Raw genomic sequence first — 15,543 nt, 5'->3', positions numbered from 1 at the left:
ATCACTCTCCCTGTCTGGTAGTTGCAGTATAGACAACGCTTCCACCGTCCCAATGGTCCGGATCCGTTGGTCACTACAGTGCGCCTGTCAGCCCGACCGACACCCAAGGCCGGAAAACACCGCGTATTTTATGACCGTTCAGCGAATGGTTCAGTGCTGTCCGGAAACATTGTCCTCGGGCTTTCCATTGCTGTCTAATGCACCGGCCACACACCGACCTTCAGAGACACCGACCATATGCTCCATACCCTATCGTCCGTGCCGAATGTCTCCGAAACCGAGATCGAGCATGCCATCCACTCGGGTATTGCGCGCTATTTCGATGACTGCCGAGCACGGGTGCCGGCGTTTGTGGATCGTCACTTCCATTACCCCGGTGCCATCGAGACCAACCGGATCGCCCTGGGATGGGATATGCTCCGGGCGCCGATCAACCTGCTCTGGGCTCCGGTCTATGCCCTGGCGTGCCTGGTCCGGGTCCTGGTTCGACATCGTCGCGGACTGGAGTGGCTGCATGATTGGGCCGATCGGGTGCCCGCCGGCTTTACCACTCGGGTCCAGCAGCATATCTCGGACCTGATCCTGACGGACCTGCTGAACGATGGTCGGGCCGACCCGCTGCTGGAGGACTACGTGATTGATGCCCTGGAGGCCGCCTATTCGCGCCATGCCGGTGAGCCGGTCGATCATCGGCGTTTTACCACCCTGATGGAGCCTTTGGTCGCCGACGCTCTCAACCAGTACCGGATCACCCGAACGGCTTCCGCCGATATCACCAACAGCATTTCATGCACCGTGCTGGGGGCGTTTGCATTCCAGAAGTTTACCCCTGGTGGCATCGGGATCGGGGTGGTGCTCGCGTCCATGCTGGCCAAGTTCATGGCGGCCCGGGATTTCATCCTGGGTGAAACGATTGGCGAGTGGTACTACAGCTGGTTTCCACCGGAACCGTCGCTGGCGACCACAGCGGGCGTCATGGTGGCGGTCATGGCCGCACTGGCGGCGCTGGCGGCTTTGTCCGGTGTGATCTCGGATCCCATTCAGGCCGCAGTCGGTATACACCGGCGGCGCCTGAACCAACTACTGGACCACCTGGAAAGAGACGTGAAGATCCGAACCCAAAGCAGCTTCCACCCCAAGGATCCGTATGTGGCCCGGATTCTGGACATGTTTGACGTGATTCGGTCGGGGTTGAGCTAGTAACCACCACGACTTCCGATTCCTGTGTCGGCATTATTGCCTAAAAGTGTGTGAGTCAGACTTCCTTGATTCGAATCACATCGCTTTCAGCTAGTTCACCCAGGGAGTCAGCGCCAGGCCGACGACAAAGACGATACCCAACTTTCCGAACACCCTTCCGGATAACCTTCGGTAGAACTGTTTCACCTTCTGCATGAAGCCGGATTGGGGAAGCTGGTCACGCACATCCCAATATGCCAAATCAAGGTGGTCCATGAACTGGAGACGAGGGTCCGGGACATCCGCCCGTTGTTGCGGCGCACCGACGATGTACAACGGAATCACGAACGGGAATAACGTTGCCATTATCAGTGCCCCCAAACGGTTGACACCGGCGTCGACGGCGCGTTTGATCGTCAGGCAGATAAAGCTGTACAGCCCCACCAAACCAACACCAAGAAATAATAGTGAGTGGTAGGGCTGCGGCGGCACCAGGTTGATGATTCCCTGCAGGATATTCAGTGTCGTAATCACCCAGAGAATCATGCAAACGAAGCCGAGCAGCCACTCTCTGCGGGTAATACTGCCTTTGAACCCCAACAGCAGGTTGGCCAGCCATTTCCAGCCGTACCGCTGATTGGCCGAATGCTGGCTCTCATAGGCACCATCCAGAAGAACGTGAAAATCGTCGACCGGCAGCCCCGGCATCATCTGGTAGTTGGCGCTCCAATGAAAAACCCGATCCAAAGCCAATAACGTATTCCGACTGAAGGGGCACTGCTTGAAGGACGCCTCGTGAATTTCCACGCAGAAGGGGGTTAGCAGTCGCAATCCCACCCAATCCCGGACCTCCATGTGCTCCAGCAACGGGTGCCCCAGTATCGCTTCCAGTTCCTCCGGAGACTGCTCGTCCAGGGGGCGCCTGACAAAAGACGCCAGATCGTCACAAAGCGTCTCCACGGCACGACTGTCAAACACGGGACTCGCGCTGACATGGTCGTTCGTCTGTGCCCCATCCTCATATTCCGGTTCCCATTCCGGTACGGGCTCGCTCTCCGAAGGGTATACGGGCATCGGTTCGACACCGGCGGGGGGCACCTCCATGATGCCAGGCTCGGCACCGGCCAGTTGCTCCAGCGCCACTTCGTAGGCCTGCCGCAGCTCCATAAACGCTTCGGGCCGCTCCTCCGGATGACAATCCCTGGCTAACCGGGCATAAGCCTTCTTGATCGCCCGTCTGTCGCTACCAGGCTCGATTCCCAGGATTTCCCAAGCGTTCACCACATCCCCCACCGCGATCGAATCGCCTCGAGATGCGATTGCACCTTGGCCCGGACGGCGGAGACGCGCTCAGGATCCTGGGAATCCATGGCATTCTCCAACTCGAAAATCAAAAGGCTGATCGCGTCGCGCTCTTCTCCAAGGGCTTCGGCGAACATCCGCTCGGCTTCCTGCATGACGGCTATGTTGGCGGTGTCTTCGCGGGGATGGAACTTGAGCGTCTCAAGGCGGCTTAGCGCTCGCTCGATGTCTTTGTCAGACAGTTGTGTATCCGTGTTTCGGATAACGAGGCGATCCTTGAACCCCGTACTGAGCACTTCAGCATGAACTTCCAGAATGCCGTTGATGTCGTAGGTAAATCGAACGTCTACCGCTTCCTTCGAAGCCGGCCCTGGAGGCACGGGCATCTTGAGTTCGCCTATTTTTATGTTGTTCTTGACCAGCCGCTGCTCGCCCTGAAAGACGTTGATTTCCATCGCTTGCTGGTTATCCGAGACCGTGTAGAAACGGTCGACCCGGCTGGCCGGAATCACCGTATTGCGGGGAATGAGCACGGAGAAAAAACCCGTGCGTGTTCGTTGCTCGAAGCTTTGCGCAGACTCCAGCCCCAGGCTGAACGGACACACATCGGTCAGAACCGTATCACGCAGGGCTTCGTTACGCTGTTTGAGGGCGGCCTGAATGCTGGCGCCCATCGCGACCACGAGGTCCGGATCAAGATTGGCCGACGGAATACGGCCAAACAGGCGGCCCACAGCATTCCTGACCATCGGCATGCGTGACGCTCCACCTACGATGATCACATCATCGAAGCTGTCCCGGCCAAGGCCCGAATCGCGCACCGCCCGCTCCAGAGGCACACGAAGGCGTTCAAGCAGGGTGGCACTGAAATCCATCAGATCATCCCGACTGACCGTGGTGACCTGAGTCTGATTCGCAATCTTCGCGCTGACCTCCACGCTGGACGATTCGCAAAGCGCCTTCTTGGCCTGGTCGCAAACCCGGTAGACATGGGCCCGCTCTTCACGGCTCAGGCGATGATTGCCCAAATCCCAGCGGGACAGGACACCCGCCACCATCGACTGCGTGAAGTCTTCACCTCCCAGAAAGCTATCGCCGCTGGTGGCATGAACTTCCAGGAGGTCGTCGAATTTTTCCAGGATTGATACGTCCAACGTGCCACCGCCAAGGTCAACGACGATGAATGTGCTCTCGTCGCGATGCTCTCTCAGGCCATAAGCAAGCGCTGCCGCGGTGGGTTCATTGATAAGGCGTTCAACATGCAGGCCGGCCAGTCGCGCGGCATTCATGGTTGCCGTGCGCTGGTTGTTGTTAAAGTAGGCTGGCACGCTAATGACCGCTTCGTCGACGGGTTCCCCCAGGTAGGCTTCGGCGTCGGCCTTCAATTGCTTGAGCACCAGGGCTGAAAGCTCCTCGGGGGAGAACCGTTTTCCGTTCAGGGAAACCGTTTCCGAGGTGCCCATGAGTCGCTTGAACTGGGAGGTCGTCGCCTGCGGGTCGGTGACAAGTCGGTCCCGGGCTGCCTTGCCCACCAGAACCAGGCCATTCTTGTCGACACTGACAACGGAGGGGGTCAGTTTATCGCCAAGAGCATTCGGAATGATCGTCGCTTCGTCGTTTTGCCAGACGCTGACGAGACTGTTGGTGGTACCCAGGTCAATGCCGATAACTGCCATGGATCTTCCTTGATCTGGTCAATATATGTTGACTTTATCGATGGTTTATAAAGGATTGAGGTTTGATTAACAAGAGCATGGGTCGGGCTGATCCGAGCTGTTCCCCCACCTAACAAGACCAGTAAATCTATTTTAATATCATACACTTAAAAAAACGTTTCACGAACCCGCTGCACTCTACAAAGCCCATTTTCCAGCCCCACACCTCCAACGATTTAACGAAGCTTTACCTTTCCGGCGGCTTATCGCGTAGCACGCTCGTGCCCCCTCAGATACCATTGCGCGCTCACATGAACAAAAGTTCATCTTCGGGCGAGTCCCGGGACAATCACACGAACAAGAAGGAATCGACTGTGCGGCATTCAAGGATTTTGATGGTTCTGGCGGCGGTACTCTATCTCTCCGGCTGCGCCTCAGGGGCAAAAATGGGGAATATGGTGTACGACGGGCCGACGAAGACATTCGATACGGCCCTGGAGAGCAATGTCGAGGTTGCCAACGTCTCCGGTGGCGAAGAAACCAACCCCGCATGGACCTCCGAGATCAGCAACGATTCGTTCGCGGGGGCACTCCAGCAAAGCCTGAGAAACCAGGGGTTGCTGTCTGGGGCCGGACGATACCAGCTGGAAGCCCGGTTGCTCGAAGTGGATCAACCCGTATTCGGGTTGGACTTTGAAGTCAGCACCCACGTCAAATACGTCCTGACCGACCGCGAGAACAACGGTGCGGTTGTCCTGGACGAGACCATTGTCGCCCCGTACACCGCCACCGTTGGCGATGCCTTTGTGGCCATCAAGCGCCTGAGACTGGCCAACGAAGGATCCGGCAAAGCCAACATCGCAGCCCTGCTCGATAAACTCTCCGAACTTCAGATCCAGCCCGGCGAAATCTCCCTGAACCAGTAGGGCGCCCGCGATCTGTCCAAGTGCGCCGCACCCATGTTCCCGGGGGAAACTCCCTGCCGGCACGCATGGGCGCGGCGCTCAAAGCCCCACCTGCTCGACCAGATACCCCAAGCGAGCACGCAAGAAACAAGGATGAAGAATGAAGTATCCGCTGCTGCTGACACTGACCGCCACCGCCCTACTGTCCTCGGGCTGCGCGTCGATCGTCTCCGGAACCGATCAGAAAATGACGTTTAACAGCGAACCCGACGAGGCCGTCGTCACCGTGTCCGGAAGGGTCCTGGGCAAGACACCGATCACCGTTGACGTCGACCGGGATTCGAACCAGTCCATCACCTTTGAAAAGGAAGGCTACAAGACCTATACGGCCCAGCTTTCAACCACCACCAACCCCTGGTTCTTTGGAAACATCGTGTTCGGCGGTCTGCTGGGCTCGACAACGGATGGCGTTTCCGGAGCCATCCACGAGTATTCCCCGGATCAGTACTTCGTCACGCTGACGCCGGATACGCCAACGGGGATTTCAACCTCCAAACCAAGACAGATCAAGGAAATGATCATTGCATTCAGCGGTCAGCTCCGCCACCAACTGGCAAGCGGCGGCGGCGAAAAAGTCGATGTTATCCTCCGGTTGCTCGACATCGAAGAGTCGGAAAAAGCGACAACGACCAAAGCCTTGAACCAGCTTGCCCTGAATAATCAGGACGACCTTGAACTGGCAAACACCATCATTGACGTCTACGGCGTTGAGTAACCGCCGCACGAACGTCTAGACCGAAAACCGGGACATCAGGCCTCAACAGGTCCGTCCCGGTTTTCACTCGCTGCCCGGCTCCAGGGCCCACACCTCCTGGTAATCCCTGAGAAGGTCCTGCAGGGAAAAATCGTAGTCCTCCAGATCCGGGTTGGCCGCACGCGAGTAACGGGAGAAATCCACCCGATACAGGCTTTCCGGCTCCTGTTCGATGCGCCCCAACACCGCCCGGATGGTCTCCACATTGTCGCGCGTCACGATCAGCAGCGGCGTGTGGAACACCAGCCCCTGGTCCTGGAAGTCCCTGCCAGCCAGATAATCATGGGCCAGGATCACCGCCCAGGCCCCTTCCACGTAGTGTCCTCCCGCGGTCACCGCCACCCGGCCCTCGCTCACCTGATTCAGGGCCTGCGGATTGATGTCGTAGGCATTCACCAGCACGTCGCGCCCCGGCGAGAGCCCCTTGTCTTCCAGGGCCCTGAGTATGCCATTCGTCGTGCGATAGTTGGCCGACCAGATCACGTTGACGTCGGGGTACCGATGCAGCAGTCCGGTGGTGCGGATATAGGCCTGGCGAGCCCCCCAATCGGTGTAGAACACCTGCTTGAGCTTGACTCCCCGAGCTTCCGCGACCACCTTCCGCAACCCCTCTTCCCGTTTGATGGCTGGTGCGTCTGCCTGGTAACCGTTGACCCCGGCGATCGTAATCGGCCGTTGCGTGTTGCCTTGCCGCGCCTGCCGGATCAGTTCCCGGGTCACGGCCATGCTGGAACCGGTATCGTCGGGAATCAACTGGGCAATCCAGTGGGGGTTGGGATGACGCGGGGTACCGGGACGATCATCGGCCAACCCACTATTGAACAGGATGCAGGCTGTCTCCAGGCGTTGGCACCGAACCAGGAAATCTTCTGCCGTGCGGAGAAAATTGGGAAACAGCCAGGCGTCGAAACGATCCGGCGTTCCCGACACCTGATCGAGTTGTCGCAGGAGCTTGAGGCGATCGGCATCCGCATCGAACACGGTGAGCTGGACATCCAGGTCCCCTGCTGCCGCCCGGGCAAACAGCGCAACGCGATTCCAGAACGGGGTATCGTCAGGAAGGAACAGGGCCATACGGGAATGGCCCCAGGCCGGCATAACCCCAAGCCACAACAGGATGACGAAAGTTACGATTCGGGACACAACCATGCTCTTCTGTCGAAAAATCTGCGCATGCCGCAGCACACGGCCTTCGGAGGTATCACTGCCTGCGGTCGGGTCATGACGCCCGACGCGTGGAATGCTCGTCCTACGATTGCTTACCCTCCATTATGGTGGAGCTCCGGGAGATGTCGAGGCGGTCTGCGATCACAGCGCTGAAGGCCAGGCCTGTCTTGAGACGCACATGTCCAGGCCAGGCTCGGAGCTTCGCGAGCCCCTACGATCTGAGCGCATTGGGAAGCGCGGCCTGGCAGGATCTTCGGGATGCTTTTCCGCCCGAAAGGTGTCGAAACGCCTTTAGACCAACGTCCAATCAAACCGGCAACTCGATAATATCACCGGTCACCCCGTCTGCGGTCACCTCCAGCCGCCCGACCGTGATCGGCAGCGTAAAGCGCCGGGGCCCGGCGCTGCCGGGATTGAAGTAAAGCACGTCGTCGATCCATTCGTTACGGGGCTTGTGGGAATGGCCGGCAATCACGACGCGGTAGCGGCCTCGCGGATCAAAATCGAGGGCTTTGACGTCGTGCAGCATGTAGAGAGACTGGCCGAAGAAATCCAACTCCTGCACATCGGGCAAGTCCGCGGCACGGCCTGTCTTATCGATATTGCCGCGAATGGCAACGACTGGCGCCAATGCTTCCAGCGCATCCAGGACCTCGTCACGTCCCACGTCACCGGCGTGAAGGATCAGGTCCGCGCCTTCCAGAACCGCCAGGGCTTCGGGACGCATCTTGCCGTGGGTGTCTGCGATGATACCGAGCTGCATGCTTCAGTCTGCTTCGTGGGCAAACGACAAGCCTTAAGGGACGCGCAAACCACTGTCAAAACCGGGGATTCATGAGCGCTATCCCACCAGATAACTGACAGTCTATCAATAGGCATGACGGCCGGGTCACCCCACTTTCCAGCGACCCGGCATACCCTCAGTGATGCCCACCCGGTCCGTGTACGTGGCCGTGCGCGATCTCTTCCGGATCGGCGGCGCGTACTTCAACGATTTCAACATCAAAAGTCAGGGTCCTGCCGGCCATCGGGTGGTTGGTGTCCACATCGGCAAACTTGTGGCCAACCTTGGCGACGACCACATGGCGCGGGCCCTGCTCGGTCTGCACCTGGGCAATCATGCCCGGTTTCCAGCGTTTGGCACCGCGCAGGTGTTTGATCGGCACGCGCTGGACGGCATCCGGTTTGCGCGGACCATAGCCCTTCTCCGGAGCCACGGTGACGCTGAAGGTTTCGCCGACGTCGCGACCTTCCAGTGCTTCCTCCAGACCTTTGATAATGCCACCGTGGCCATGCAGGTAGGCGTTCGGTTCGCCGTCACGGGAGGTTTCAACGACATTGCCCTGTTCGTCACTGACACTGTAGTGAAACAGGACCACTTGGTTCTTTTCGATTGGCATAGGGTTCTCCGCGCCGGTTCGGGGTAGGCTATTATAGCCGGCCGTGGCGCTGACTCCAGTGGGCCGTGACGTTCTCGACAGTGGGGCAGGTGGCGTGGCTCGCTAATCCGTAAAAATACAACCGCAGTCAAGACAAACACGGGAATATGTCGTTTCTGGACAGAAACATCGACAAAATCAGCAATAGCACCCCTCAAATCCTTCCTATAGTGAATGACGGCTGTTGATGTCGGCAATCGGTGTAACATGCTGAAATTATAACGTTGCCAGCCGTTGGCTTTTGTACTATTAAGAAAAATCCAGACTAAACTATTAAAGAGGATTTAACTTATGAACAATGCATATCGCCTAGAAACCACTCAAACACTGTCCGAGCAACCACGTATGGCGGGAACGCTGGACGCCCCACAAATCACCTTCCTTGGATCACTTGACGACGAGCGCGGGACGGACGGTTTCGGGCTTGGAAATGAGGCACCGAAGCCATTTTTAGCGATCATCTATAACCCCATTTAACCGTTGTTATAGAGGCCAAAAAGGAAGGGCCTCTCGCGTACTTGGGGCGGCTCTTCCACAAGTTTCCCGAGCCCTACAAAGCCCTGTTTCAGGTGATTATTGGCCTGTTAACATATTGATCAATCTACGTCGCGGGGCAAAGGATTTTAGACATCAACGGAGTCACTATCATGGAAAGACGCATATGGATTGCAGAAGGGTACGCAAGTGATGGCGAAGTATATGGCCGCTCTTTGCAAATCCCCGGTAAGGAAGCTGGCGCTGCACCAGTGAGCAGTGGCGTTGAACGAAAACAGGCAATCGTAATAAAAGCGAATCTGGGCGATATCCCATCCTGCCCCTGCATATCAGCTGCCATGCCATCAAAGTAACCACATGACGAGGTAGACAGGTGCGTGAACAATTCGAACAAAACATGCAAGCGCTATTTGGTGATAAGGATGCAATAGTCGTCAGTGATAACCAGCAACTGGTTGATTGGCTGACTGGCCAAGAGATAAAAGCAACAACATTTGCGCAAATAGAGGCGAGTGAACAAGCACTCTCTCATGTATTGGCCGTACCATTAAATTATAACAGCCTGCCATTGCGACACGTCTTGCGCAAAATTTTCGCTAACTCCAGCGTGCTCTGGTATCCGTTGGCTTCCTTTTCTCCGGACCTTGATATTGCCAAATACTCACTGGAGATGTTTGCTTACAGCGATATTGTTGCCACCGTCTACAAGAACCGCCAAGTGGTTGCCCAACTTCTCATGGCAGATCAGGAAGTGACCCTCCGAGGGCCTGGAACAGAATTGACCATCGGTCTTCCGGACACCCTGGAACTCTTGGGACGTACTCGTATCAAGCTGATGGATGACGAGCACGTCGCTCTGGGAAACTATTTTGAGGTCGCTGTATCGCCAACAGATCTGGCTGGTAAGGTTGATAGCCAGATGACGGTGTCAGGAACATTCCGTATCGATAGCATACTGGCCGCTACCCATCGAGAATTCCAAGGCACTGCAACCTCTGAAGAAATAAATCAACTGGCTGACGAGATAAGGCAGGCCTGCCCTTTACAAGTCACTGTGGAAAATAGCCGAATCGTCCGTGGATTAGAACAGTGGTCTGATCGCTTACAGGCCATGTGCGGGCCAGATGATGCCTACCGCAGCCTAACCGAAGTGGCGATAGGGACGGGGGTTGTACCATTAGACAAAGTAGACTGGAGTTTGAATACAGTTTTTAACGAAGGTGCTACCGGAGTGCATATTGGTGTCGGCAATGGCCTCAACGGCGTACACTTTGATTTTATTTCACAGCAAGCACAACTTCTGGATCCAGCAGCCCCGCCCTTGCCACCCGCCATAAACAATGCTGACGACACTTTGCCAACGATACAATTGGTAGATTCCATTCACTTACGGAACGACGAAGATGGTGGCGCACTGGTTGTCGATGACCGGACATTTGTCTCGGCTCGTGTCAACGAATCGGCTCTCATTCTGCTTCAAGCGCTACGCCAGCCTGTGACCCAGGAATACCTGACCGACATCGCAGTGCAATCCGCAGGTTACCAGCAAGAGCAAGCCGAACAACTGGTCACCTTATTTGTAGACCAACTGAAGCAGAATGCTTGGATCAGATAATCAGCCAAACCTATTTGCACGAGCCATCCCTGAATATGTACAGGGCCCACCAATAAAAACGCTCGATATCTTATTGGGCGCTTTTATTGGTGGGCATTTAACTCTTGTCTAGTGTCCCTGTTTTTCGTTTTTCGTTATTCCTGTTCAGCACGCTTTTCATAACTCGCCATGATGGCTTTGACCGTACCGTCGGCTATGGCTTTGTCCAGGCCCGCCTGGAGGCCGGCAACGACGGATGCGTCCGTGGACTTGCTGACAGCCAGGTACGTCTGGGTTTCACGGAACTCAAGCACGGGCCGCATCCCAGTCAGGTTGGCCGCCGAGCGCGCCAGTGCCGGCCCGACCAAGCGATCAGTCACCCACAGATCAACAACCCCCATCTCCAGGCTGCGCGCATTCCCCCTGTCACTCACCGGCCTCGTGACGTTGAAACCTTCTTTCAGCAAGGTCTCCGTCATGATGTCCCCCCGGTAGCCCGCGATCTTGAGGTTCCGGGCATCCTCAAGGGAATCGAGCTTGATATCGGAGCCGGGCGCCGCGAACAGGGTCCAGCGAAGAGGAAGCAACGGCCCGACCCACTGGAAATCATTCTCGCGTGCGTCGTTCCGGACCGTGCAGAAAAGTCCGTGATTCTTCTTGGCTTTGACGCGGTCGTAAGCCAGGCTCCAATCCCGCATCTTCATCACGTATTCATACTTGGTATTGGCCATCATGGCTTTCACGACTTCCGTGCAAGCGCCCCCGATGTCTTCCCTTCTGTGGGCGTAGTAATGACCAGTCTTTGAGGTCATTAAAGGCGGATAATCCACCGTGTACAGGTATAGACGCTCGCCAAAAGCAGCCTGGGCAAACAGGGCCAGAAGCAGGCCGATACTCCCCAGTTTCAACCGAATCACACCGACTCCAACGCACCGCATTCTTATTGTCCTCCATCAAGGAGTGTTCACGCGTTCAGTGAGTATTTCAGCGTCCGGAACAATCTTACGGCAACCCCCTATCGGGTTCGATTCCGACACGACGCTCCACTATGCCATTAAAGTATAGCGACAGGCAAGGCGAACACGACCACATGCTCGTTTTTGGGCAACAAACCCTGCAAAATAGGCAACAGCGGCACCAAAACCCTTCCTATGACGACCGGACAAGGTCAGATTCGGACCGAAACCAAGCCGGGATATCCGCCCGACCACCGCCTCCGCAGACATCCGATTAAGCGCAATTTGATTTGGATCAACTCATAAAAATACAAATGCGAATAATTACGTTTAGAGTATGGCGCAGCTTAAACAAACCTGTGGTTTCAAACGCATCACATCTTGCAGGATACCCGTTCATGATATTCAAACCGTTCAACTTCGCGGCCCTGGCCCTCACAACCATCGGCCTGGTTTCTGCCGCTTCCGCCCAGGCCGCCGAGTACCCCATTGGCAAGCCCCAGCAGAAAAATGGCATGGAAGTGGGCGCCGTCTACCTGCAGCCTGTGACTATGGAACCGGCCGGTCAGAAACCGGCGGATCAGGCAGACGTACACCTTGAGGCCGACATCATGGCCCTGGAGGACAATCCCAACGGCTTTGCCCCGGGTGCCTGGATCCCCTACCTGACGGTGGACTACAGCCTCCAGCGCAAGGGCAGCGACAAGACCATCAGCGGCACCTTCGTACCCATGATTGCCAGCGACGGCACCCACTATGGCGCCAACGTCAAGCTGGATGGTCCCGGCAAGTATCACCTCGAGTACACCATTCATCCGCCGACTTACAACGGTCAGCCGTTCATGCGACACGTGGACCGGGAAACCGGCGTCGGGGCATGGTTCGAGCCGTTCACCCTGGAGTACGACTTCGCCTATGCCGGCACCGGCAAGAAAGGCGGCTACTGAGTTTCTCTCAAGGGAAGGAGTGACCGGCCTGTGCGCCAGCCCCCTTCCACTTCAAATGTCGCGTCGCGCGGCGGCCTATCGGGCCGCCGCTGATCCGAGGAGATCGCTCGATGACCAAACGTCTGCTGTCTGCGGCCACCCTGTTTCTGGCGCTGGCCACGTCCCTCCCTGCCGCGGCGGGGCTGCCCTCCTATGACCTGGAATTGCAGGATGGCAAGCTGAACCCCGAGGTTATCCACGTCAAGGCTGGAGAGCGTTTCAAACTGAACATCCGTAATACCGGCCAGGGGCCTGTGGAATTTGAAAGCCAGCGCCTGCGCCAGGAGAAAGTGCTGGCGCCCGGGGCGAGTTCGTTCGTGGTGATTCACCCGCTCAAGCCGGGGGAATACGACTTTATCGATGAGTTCCACCTGCCGGATGCCAAGGGCCGCATCGTCGCGGAATAGGAGCGTCTCGTGGTACAGGCCGTCGGCGTCCTCAAATCCTGGCTGAAGCGGATCGAAGCGGTAGGCGCAATCCGCGGCTTCCGGTTCGGCATCGGCGGCGCCGTGCTGAAGACACCCACTGCCGGTTCCTGCCACCGGCTAAACCGGGGCCGTGCCACACCATGAGCTCGATTATTGCCACGGACACCAACCGGAGCCGCGCCAGCAGGATGCTGGCCGGCTTTGGGCGCTTAATGCAGCAGAACCGGCATGTCATTCAGCGCATCCAGTGGACGGTGGTCCTGTTCTATGCCGTACTGATTATCGTGCCTGCAGTACACCCCCTGCCGCCGCATTCCGCGCATATCTGGGACAACGTCACCCTGTTTGCCCAGTTCCTGTTCTGGGGCATCTGGTGGCCGTTCGTGCTGCTGAGCATGGTCCTCCTGGGCCGGGTCTGGTGCGGTGTGTTTTGTCCCGAAGGCACCATCAGTGAATGGGCCAGCAAGCATGGCCGCCATGGCGCAATCCCGCGCTGGGTCCGCTGGGGTGGCTGGCCCTTCGTCGCCTTTGTCGGCACCACGGTTTACGGGCAGATGCTGAGCGTCTACCAATACCCCAAGGCAACCCTGCTGATTCTCGGCGGCTCAACGGTGGGGGCGCTCATCGTCGGCTATCTCTACGGCCGCAATGTCCGTGTCTGGTGCCGCTACCTGTGTCCGGTCAACGGCGTGTTCGGCCTGCTGTCCAAGCTGGCGCCGGTCAGTTTCCGCACGGATCCGCAACAGTGGCAGGCCAGCCGGGCACGGGGCGAGCGCCCTGAAGCGGTCAACTGTCCCACCCTGCTGCCTCTCAAGGACCTGCAAAGCGCCAGTAACTGCCATTCCTGCGGCCGCTGCCAGGGTCACCGCGATGCCATCGACCTGCGCTTCCGCGCGCCGGGTTCCGAAGTGGTTCACGAAAGCCGCTATCGCGCCACCGCAGGCGAGCTGATCCTGATCACCTTTGGCCTCTGCGGTATCGCCGTAGGTGCATTTCACTGGTCCGCCAGCCCCTGGCTCATCGAGGCCAAACAGTGGATCGCCCTGTGGCTTATCGATGCGGACTGGATGTGGCCGCTCCAGACCCACGCGCCCTGGTGGATCTTTACCAATTACCCCGGCCAGAACGACGTCTTCAACCTCCTGGACGGCACCCTGCTGTTGGCCTACATCGGCACTACCGGTCTCGTCCTGGGCAGCGTCCTGACCGGCCTGTTGTTTGCCGCCCGGCGCAGCCTGGCGCCGGCGTCCCACGGTGCACTGTACCACCTGGCCCATGCACTGATTCCCATCGCCGGTTGTGGCGTGTTCCTGGGGCTTTCGGCATTGACCGTCTCCATGCTGCGGGCCGAGCACGTGCCACTGTTCTGGGTAGGCTCGGTTCGCGCCGTGCTTCTGGGCAGTACAGCGCTTTGGTCGCTGGGACTATTCTGGCAGATCAGTGGCAAGTACAACGATCACGCCGTGCGCCGATGCCTGGGCACCGGGTTCGGTGCACTGGCCATTGCCGTGGTCGTATGGGCCTGGTGGTTACTGTTCTGGGGATGGTAACCGGCCCGGCCTGATGGGGCCTCCTGCTATCGTTTCCCTACGGCCTTCCCGGGCGCCCGACGGACACCGTCGGCACTGGTACGCCCGGGGGATCAGAGTCGAATGTCCTGCCACTCCCGGTCGGAGTAAAACGCGACCAGGTGGTCAATCAAAGCGCGTACGGCGGGGGGCAAATGCTTGCGCGATGAATACAGCGCATAGATATCCAGGCTTTTCGGCCGCCACCGGGGCAATACCTGCACCAGCTCTCCGCGCGCCAGTGCGCCGCTTACCAAGTACGTTGGCTGAAGACTGATGCCCATGCCGTAATGGGCGGCACTCAGCAGGGTCGTCGCTTCATTCGAGGTGAGTACGCAACTGACTTCCACAGACTCCTGATGCCGGTCGCGTTCAAGATGCCAGATATGGTGTTCAAAGTTTCTGTAGCCCAGGCATTTGTGCTTGCCAAGGTCAGCAGGCCGTTTAATTTCCGGGGCGGAATCCAGGTAGGTTTGCGAGGCGACCAGTACCGATTCACATTTCGCCAGAGAACGGCCAATCAATGCAGGGTCCGGATCCGATGTAATGCGAATGGCCAAGTCGATGCGCTCGGCCACCAAATCAACCGCGCTCTCCTGGACATCGACATCGATTTCCACGCGCGGATGCTTGTCCATGAACGCCTCCACAGCCGGGATGAGCTGTGAAAAGGCAAACGACATACTCGCGGCAATCCGAACTTTTCCCACAAGCTCGTCGCGGACCATAAGCTGGTATTGCAACTTTTCAGCCTGCCCTATCCAGCCTTGCACCTCGGGCAAACAGGTTTCCCCCGCCGAGGTTAGTGACACCTTACGCGTCGTCCGATGAAACAGGCGGACGTTCAGCCAGTTCTCCAGGCTATCAACATAGCGCGTCACCATGGGCCGGGACATGTCCAGGCGCTCGGCGGTTGCCGTAAAACTTCGGGTGATTGCAACGTCGACAAAAACCTTTGCAGCGGTTAGGCGATCCACGATTTGCTCGAATAAAGAAACAATGATGCCAATTATTAGTTGTATATCATGACAAATACAAGGGATAGAGTGCGTCCT

General features: G+C 57.6%; 15 protein-coding genes. 8 read left to right on the top strand and 7 right to left on the bottom strand.

Translation table 11 applies throughout. The annotated features are described in order from the left end of the window. Positions 1-237 precede the first annotated feature (237 nt). Positions 238-1,200 (top strand): DUF6635 family protein, encoded by a 963-nt coding sequence (locus EZI54_RS06155; protein ID WP_131480098.1) that lies wholly within the window; start codon positions 238-240, stop codon positions 1,198-1,200. A 90-nt stretch (positions 1,201-1,290) separates the two neighbouring features. Here the strand turns inward: EZI54_RS06155 and EZI54_RS06150 are convergent, their stop codons facing one another. Then, a complete protein-coding gene (locus EZI54_RS06150; RefSeq protein WP_207389159.1) occupies positions 1,291-2,472 on the bottom strand; it encodes a DnaJ domain-containing protein in 1,182 nt (393 codons plus the stop codon). Beyond that, positions 2,457-4,157: an Hsp70 family protein gene (locus tag EZI54_RS06145; RefSeq protein WP_131480096.1), complete on the bottom strand. Its 1,701-nt coding sequence runs from the start codon at positions 4,155-4,157 to the stop codon at positions 2,457-2,459. Before EZI54_RS06145 ends, EZI54_RS06150 begins: the two co-directional genes overlap by 16 nt. Positions 4,158-4,531: 374 nt before the next feature. Here EZI54_RS06145 and EZI54_RS06140 point away from each other — a divergent pair, with 374 nt between their 5' ends. Together EZI54_RS06140 and EZI54_RS06135 are read left to right on the top strand one after the other, a co-directional pair. Continuing rightward, positions 4,532-5,062, top strand: coding sequence for a hypothetical protein (locus EZI54_RS06140; protein ID WP_131480094.1), 531 nt, complete (start codon positions 4,532-4,534; stop codon positions 5,060-5,062). A 139-nt stretch (positions 5,063-5,201) separates the two neighbouring features. Then, positions 5,202-5,816 (top strand): PEGA domain-containing protein, encoded by a 615-nt coding sequence (locus tag EZI54_RS06135; protein WP_131480092.1) that lies wholly within the window; start codon positions 5,202-5,204, stop codon positions 5,814-5,816. A 63-nt stretch (positions 5,817-5,879) separates the two neighbouring features. Here the strand turns inward: EZI54_RS06135 and EZI54_RS06130 are convergent, their stop codons facing one another. From EZI54_RS06130 to EZI54_RS06120, 3 genes are all read right to left on the bottom strand, one after another. Further along, positions 5,880-6,998 (bottom strand): ABC transporter substrate-binding protein, encoded by a 1,119-nt coding sequence (locus EZI54_RS06130; RefSeq protein WP_165495689.1) that lies wholly within the window; start codon positions 6,996-6,998, stop codon positions 5,880-5,882. 331 nt (positions 6,999-7,329) lie between these two features. After that, positions 7,330-7,785: a metallophosphoesterase family protein gene (locus EZI54_RS06125; RefSeq protein WP_131480087.1), complete on the bottom strand. Its 456-nt coding sequence runs from the start codon at positions 7,783-7,785 to the stop codon at positions 7,330-7,332. Positions 7,786-7,942: 157 nt separating this feature from the next. Then, positions 7,943-8,422, bottom strand: a complete 480-nt coding sequence (locus EZI54_RS06120) for an FKBP-type peptidyl-prolyl cis-trans isomerase (RefSeq protein ID WP_131480086.1) — start codon at positions 8,420-8,422, stop codon at positions 7,943-7,945. A 330-nt stretch (positions 8,423-8,752) separates the two neighbouring features. Between EZI54_RS06120 and EZI54_RS06115 the strand changes: the two genes are divergently transcribed. After that, a complete protein-coding gene (locus EZI54_RS06115; RefSeq protein WP_131480084.1) occupies positions 8,753-8,938 on the top strand; it encodes a hypothetical protein in 186 nt (61 codons plus the stop codon). A gap of 391 nt (positions 8,939-9,329) precedes the next feature. Then, positions 9,330-10,571 (top strand): CgnE/CgnB domain-containing protein, encoded by a 1,242-nt coding sequence (locus EZI54_RS06105; protein WP_207389158.1) that lies wholly within the window; start codon positions 9,330-9,332, stop codon positions 10,569-10,571. Between the two features lie 134 nt (positions 10,572-10,705). On the opposite strand, the gene EZI54_RS06100 is transcribed toward EZI54_RS06105, so the two are convergent. Beyond that, positions 10,706-11,467 (bottom strand): substrate-binding periplasmic protein, encoded by a 762-nt coding sequence (locus EZI54_RS06100; RefSeq protein WP_165495688.1) that lies wholly within the window; start codon positions 11,465-11,467, stop codon positions 10,706-10,708. A 437-nt stretch (positions 11,468-11,904) separates the two neighbouring features. Here EZI54_RS06100 and EZI54_RS06095 point away from each other — a divergent pair, with 437 nt between their 5' ends. From EZI54_RS06095 to EZI54_RS06085, 3 genes are all read left to right on the top strand, one after another. Further along, positions 11,905-12,453: an iron transporter gene (locus EZI54_RS06095; protein ID WP_131480078.1), complete on the top strand. Its 549-nt coding sequence runs from the start codon at positions 11,905-11,907 to the stop codon at positions 12,451-12,453. A 110-nt stretch (positions 12,454-12,563) separates the two neighbouring features. Then, positions 12,564-12,899 (top strand): cupredoxin domain-containing protein, encoded by a 336-nt coding sequence (locus tag EZI54_RS06090; RefSeq protein ID WP_131480076.1) that lies wholly within the window; start codon positions 12,564-12,566, stop codon positions 12,897-12,899. Between the two features lie 161 nt (positions 12,900-13,060). Then, a complete protein-coding gene (locus tag EZI54_RS06085) occupies positions 13,061-14,470 on the top strand; it encodes a 4Fe-4S binding protein (protein WP_207389157.1) in 1,410 nt (469 codons plus the stop codon). 92 nt (positions 14,471-14,562) lie between these two features. Here the strand turns inward: EZI54_RS06085 and EZI54_RS06080 are convergent, their stop codons facing one another. Beyond that, on the bottom strand, positions 14,563-15,465 hold the full coding sequence (locus EZI54_RS06080; RefSeq protein ID WP_131480075.1) for a LysR family transcriptional regulator: 903 nt from the start codon (positions 15,463-15,465) through the stop codon (positions 14,563-14,565). Positions 15,466-15,543 lie beyond the last annotated feature (78 nt).

It is taken from the genome of Marinobacter halodurans, from assembly GCF_004327985.1.
Taxonomy (GTDB): domain Bacteria; phylum Pseudomonadota; class Gammaproteobacteria; order Pseudomonadales; family Oleiphilaceae; genus Marinobacter_A; species Marinobacter_A halodurans.
This window is presented reverse-complemented; position numbering and strand designations above follow the sequence as displayed.

What these genes read in the sequence shown, in the direction of transcription:
- EZI54_RS06115 (WP_131480084.1), top strand. Translation starts at nt 8,753, where the DNA reads ATGAACAATGCATATCGCCTAGAAACCACTCAAACACTGTCCGAGCAA.
- EZI54_RS06140 (WP_131480094.1), top strand. Translation starts at nt 4,532, where the DNA reads ATGGTTCTGGCGGCGGTACTCTATCTCTCCGGCTGCGCCTCAGGGGCA.
- EZI54_RS06155 (WP_131480098.1), top strand. Translation starts at nt 238, where the DNA reads ATGCTCCATACCCTATCGTCCGTGCCGAATGTCTCCGAAACCGAGATC.
- EZI54_RS06135 (WP_131480092.1), top strand. Translation starts at nt 5,202, where the DNA reads ATGAAGTATCCGCTGCTGCTGACACTGACCGCCACCGCCCTACTGTCC.
- EZI54_RS06095 (WP_131480078.1), top strand. Translation starts at nt 11,905, where the DNA reads ATGATATTCAAACCGTTCAACTTCGCGGCCCTGGCCCTCACAACCATC.
- EZI54_RS06085 (WP_207389157.1), top strand. Translation starts at nt 13,061, where the DNA reads ATGAGCTCGATTATTGCCACGGACACCAACCGGAGCCGCGCCAGCAGG.
- EZI54_RS06125 (WP_131480087.1), bottom strand. Translation starts at nt 7,785, where the DNA reads ATGCAGCTCGGTATCATCGCAGACACCCACGGCAAGATGCGTCCCGAA.
- EZI54_RS06090 (WP_131480076.1), top strand. Translation starts at nt 12,564, where the DNA reads ATGACCAAACGTCTGCTGTCTGCGGCCACCCTGTTTCTGGCGCTGGCC.
- EZI54_RS06145 (WP_131480096.1), bottom strand. Translation starts at nt 4,157, where the DNA reads ATGGCAGTTATCGGCATTGACCTGGGTACCACCAACAGTCTCGTCAGC.
- EZI54_RS06120 (WP_131480086.1), bottom strand. Translation starts at nt 8,422, where the DNA reads ATGCCAATCGAAAAGAACCAAGTGGTCCTGTTTCACTACAGTGTCAGT.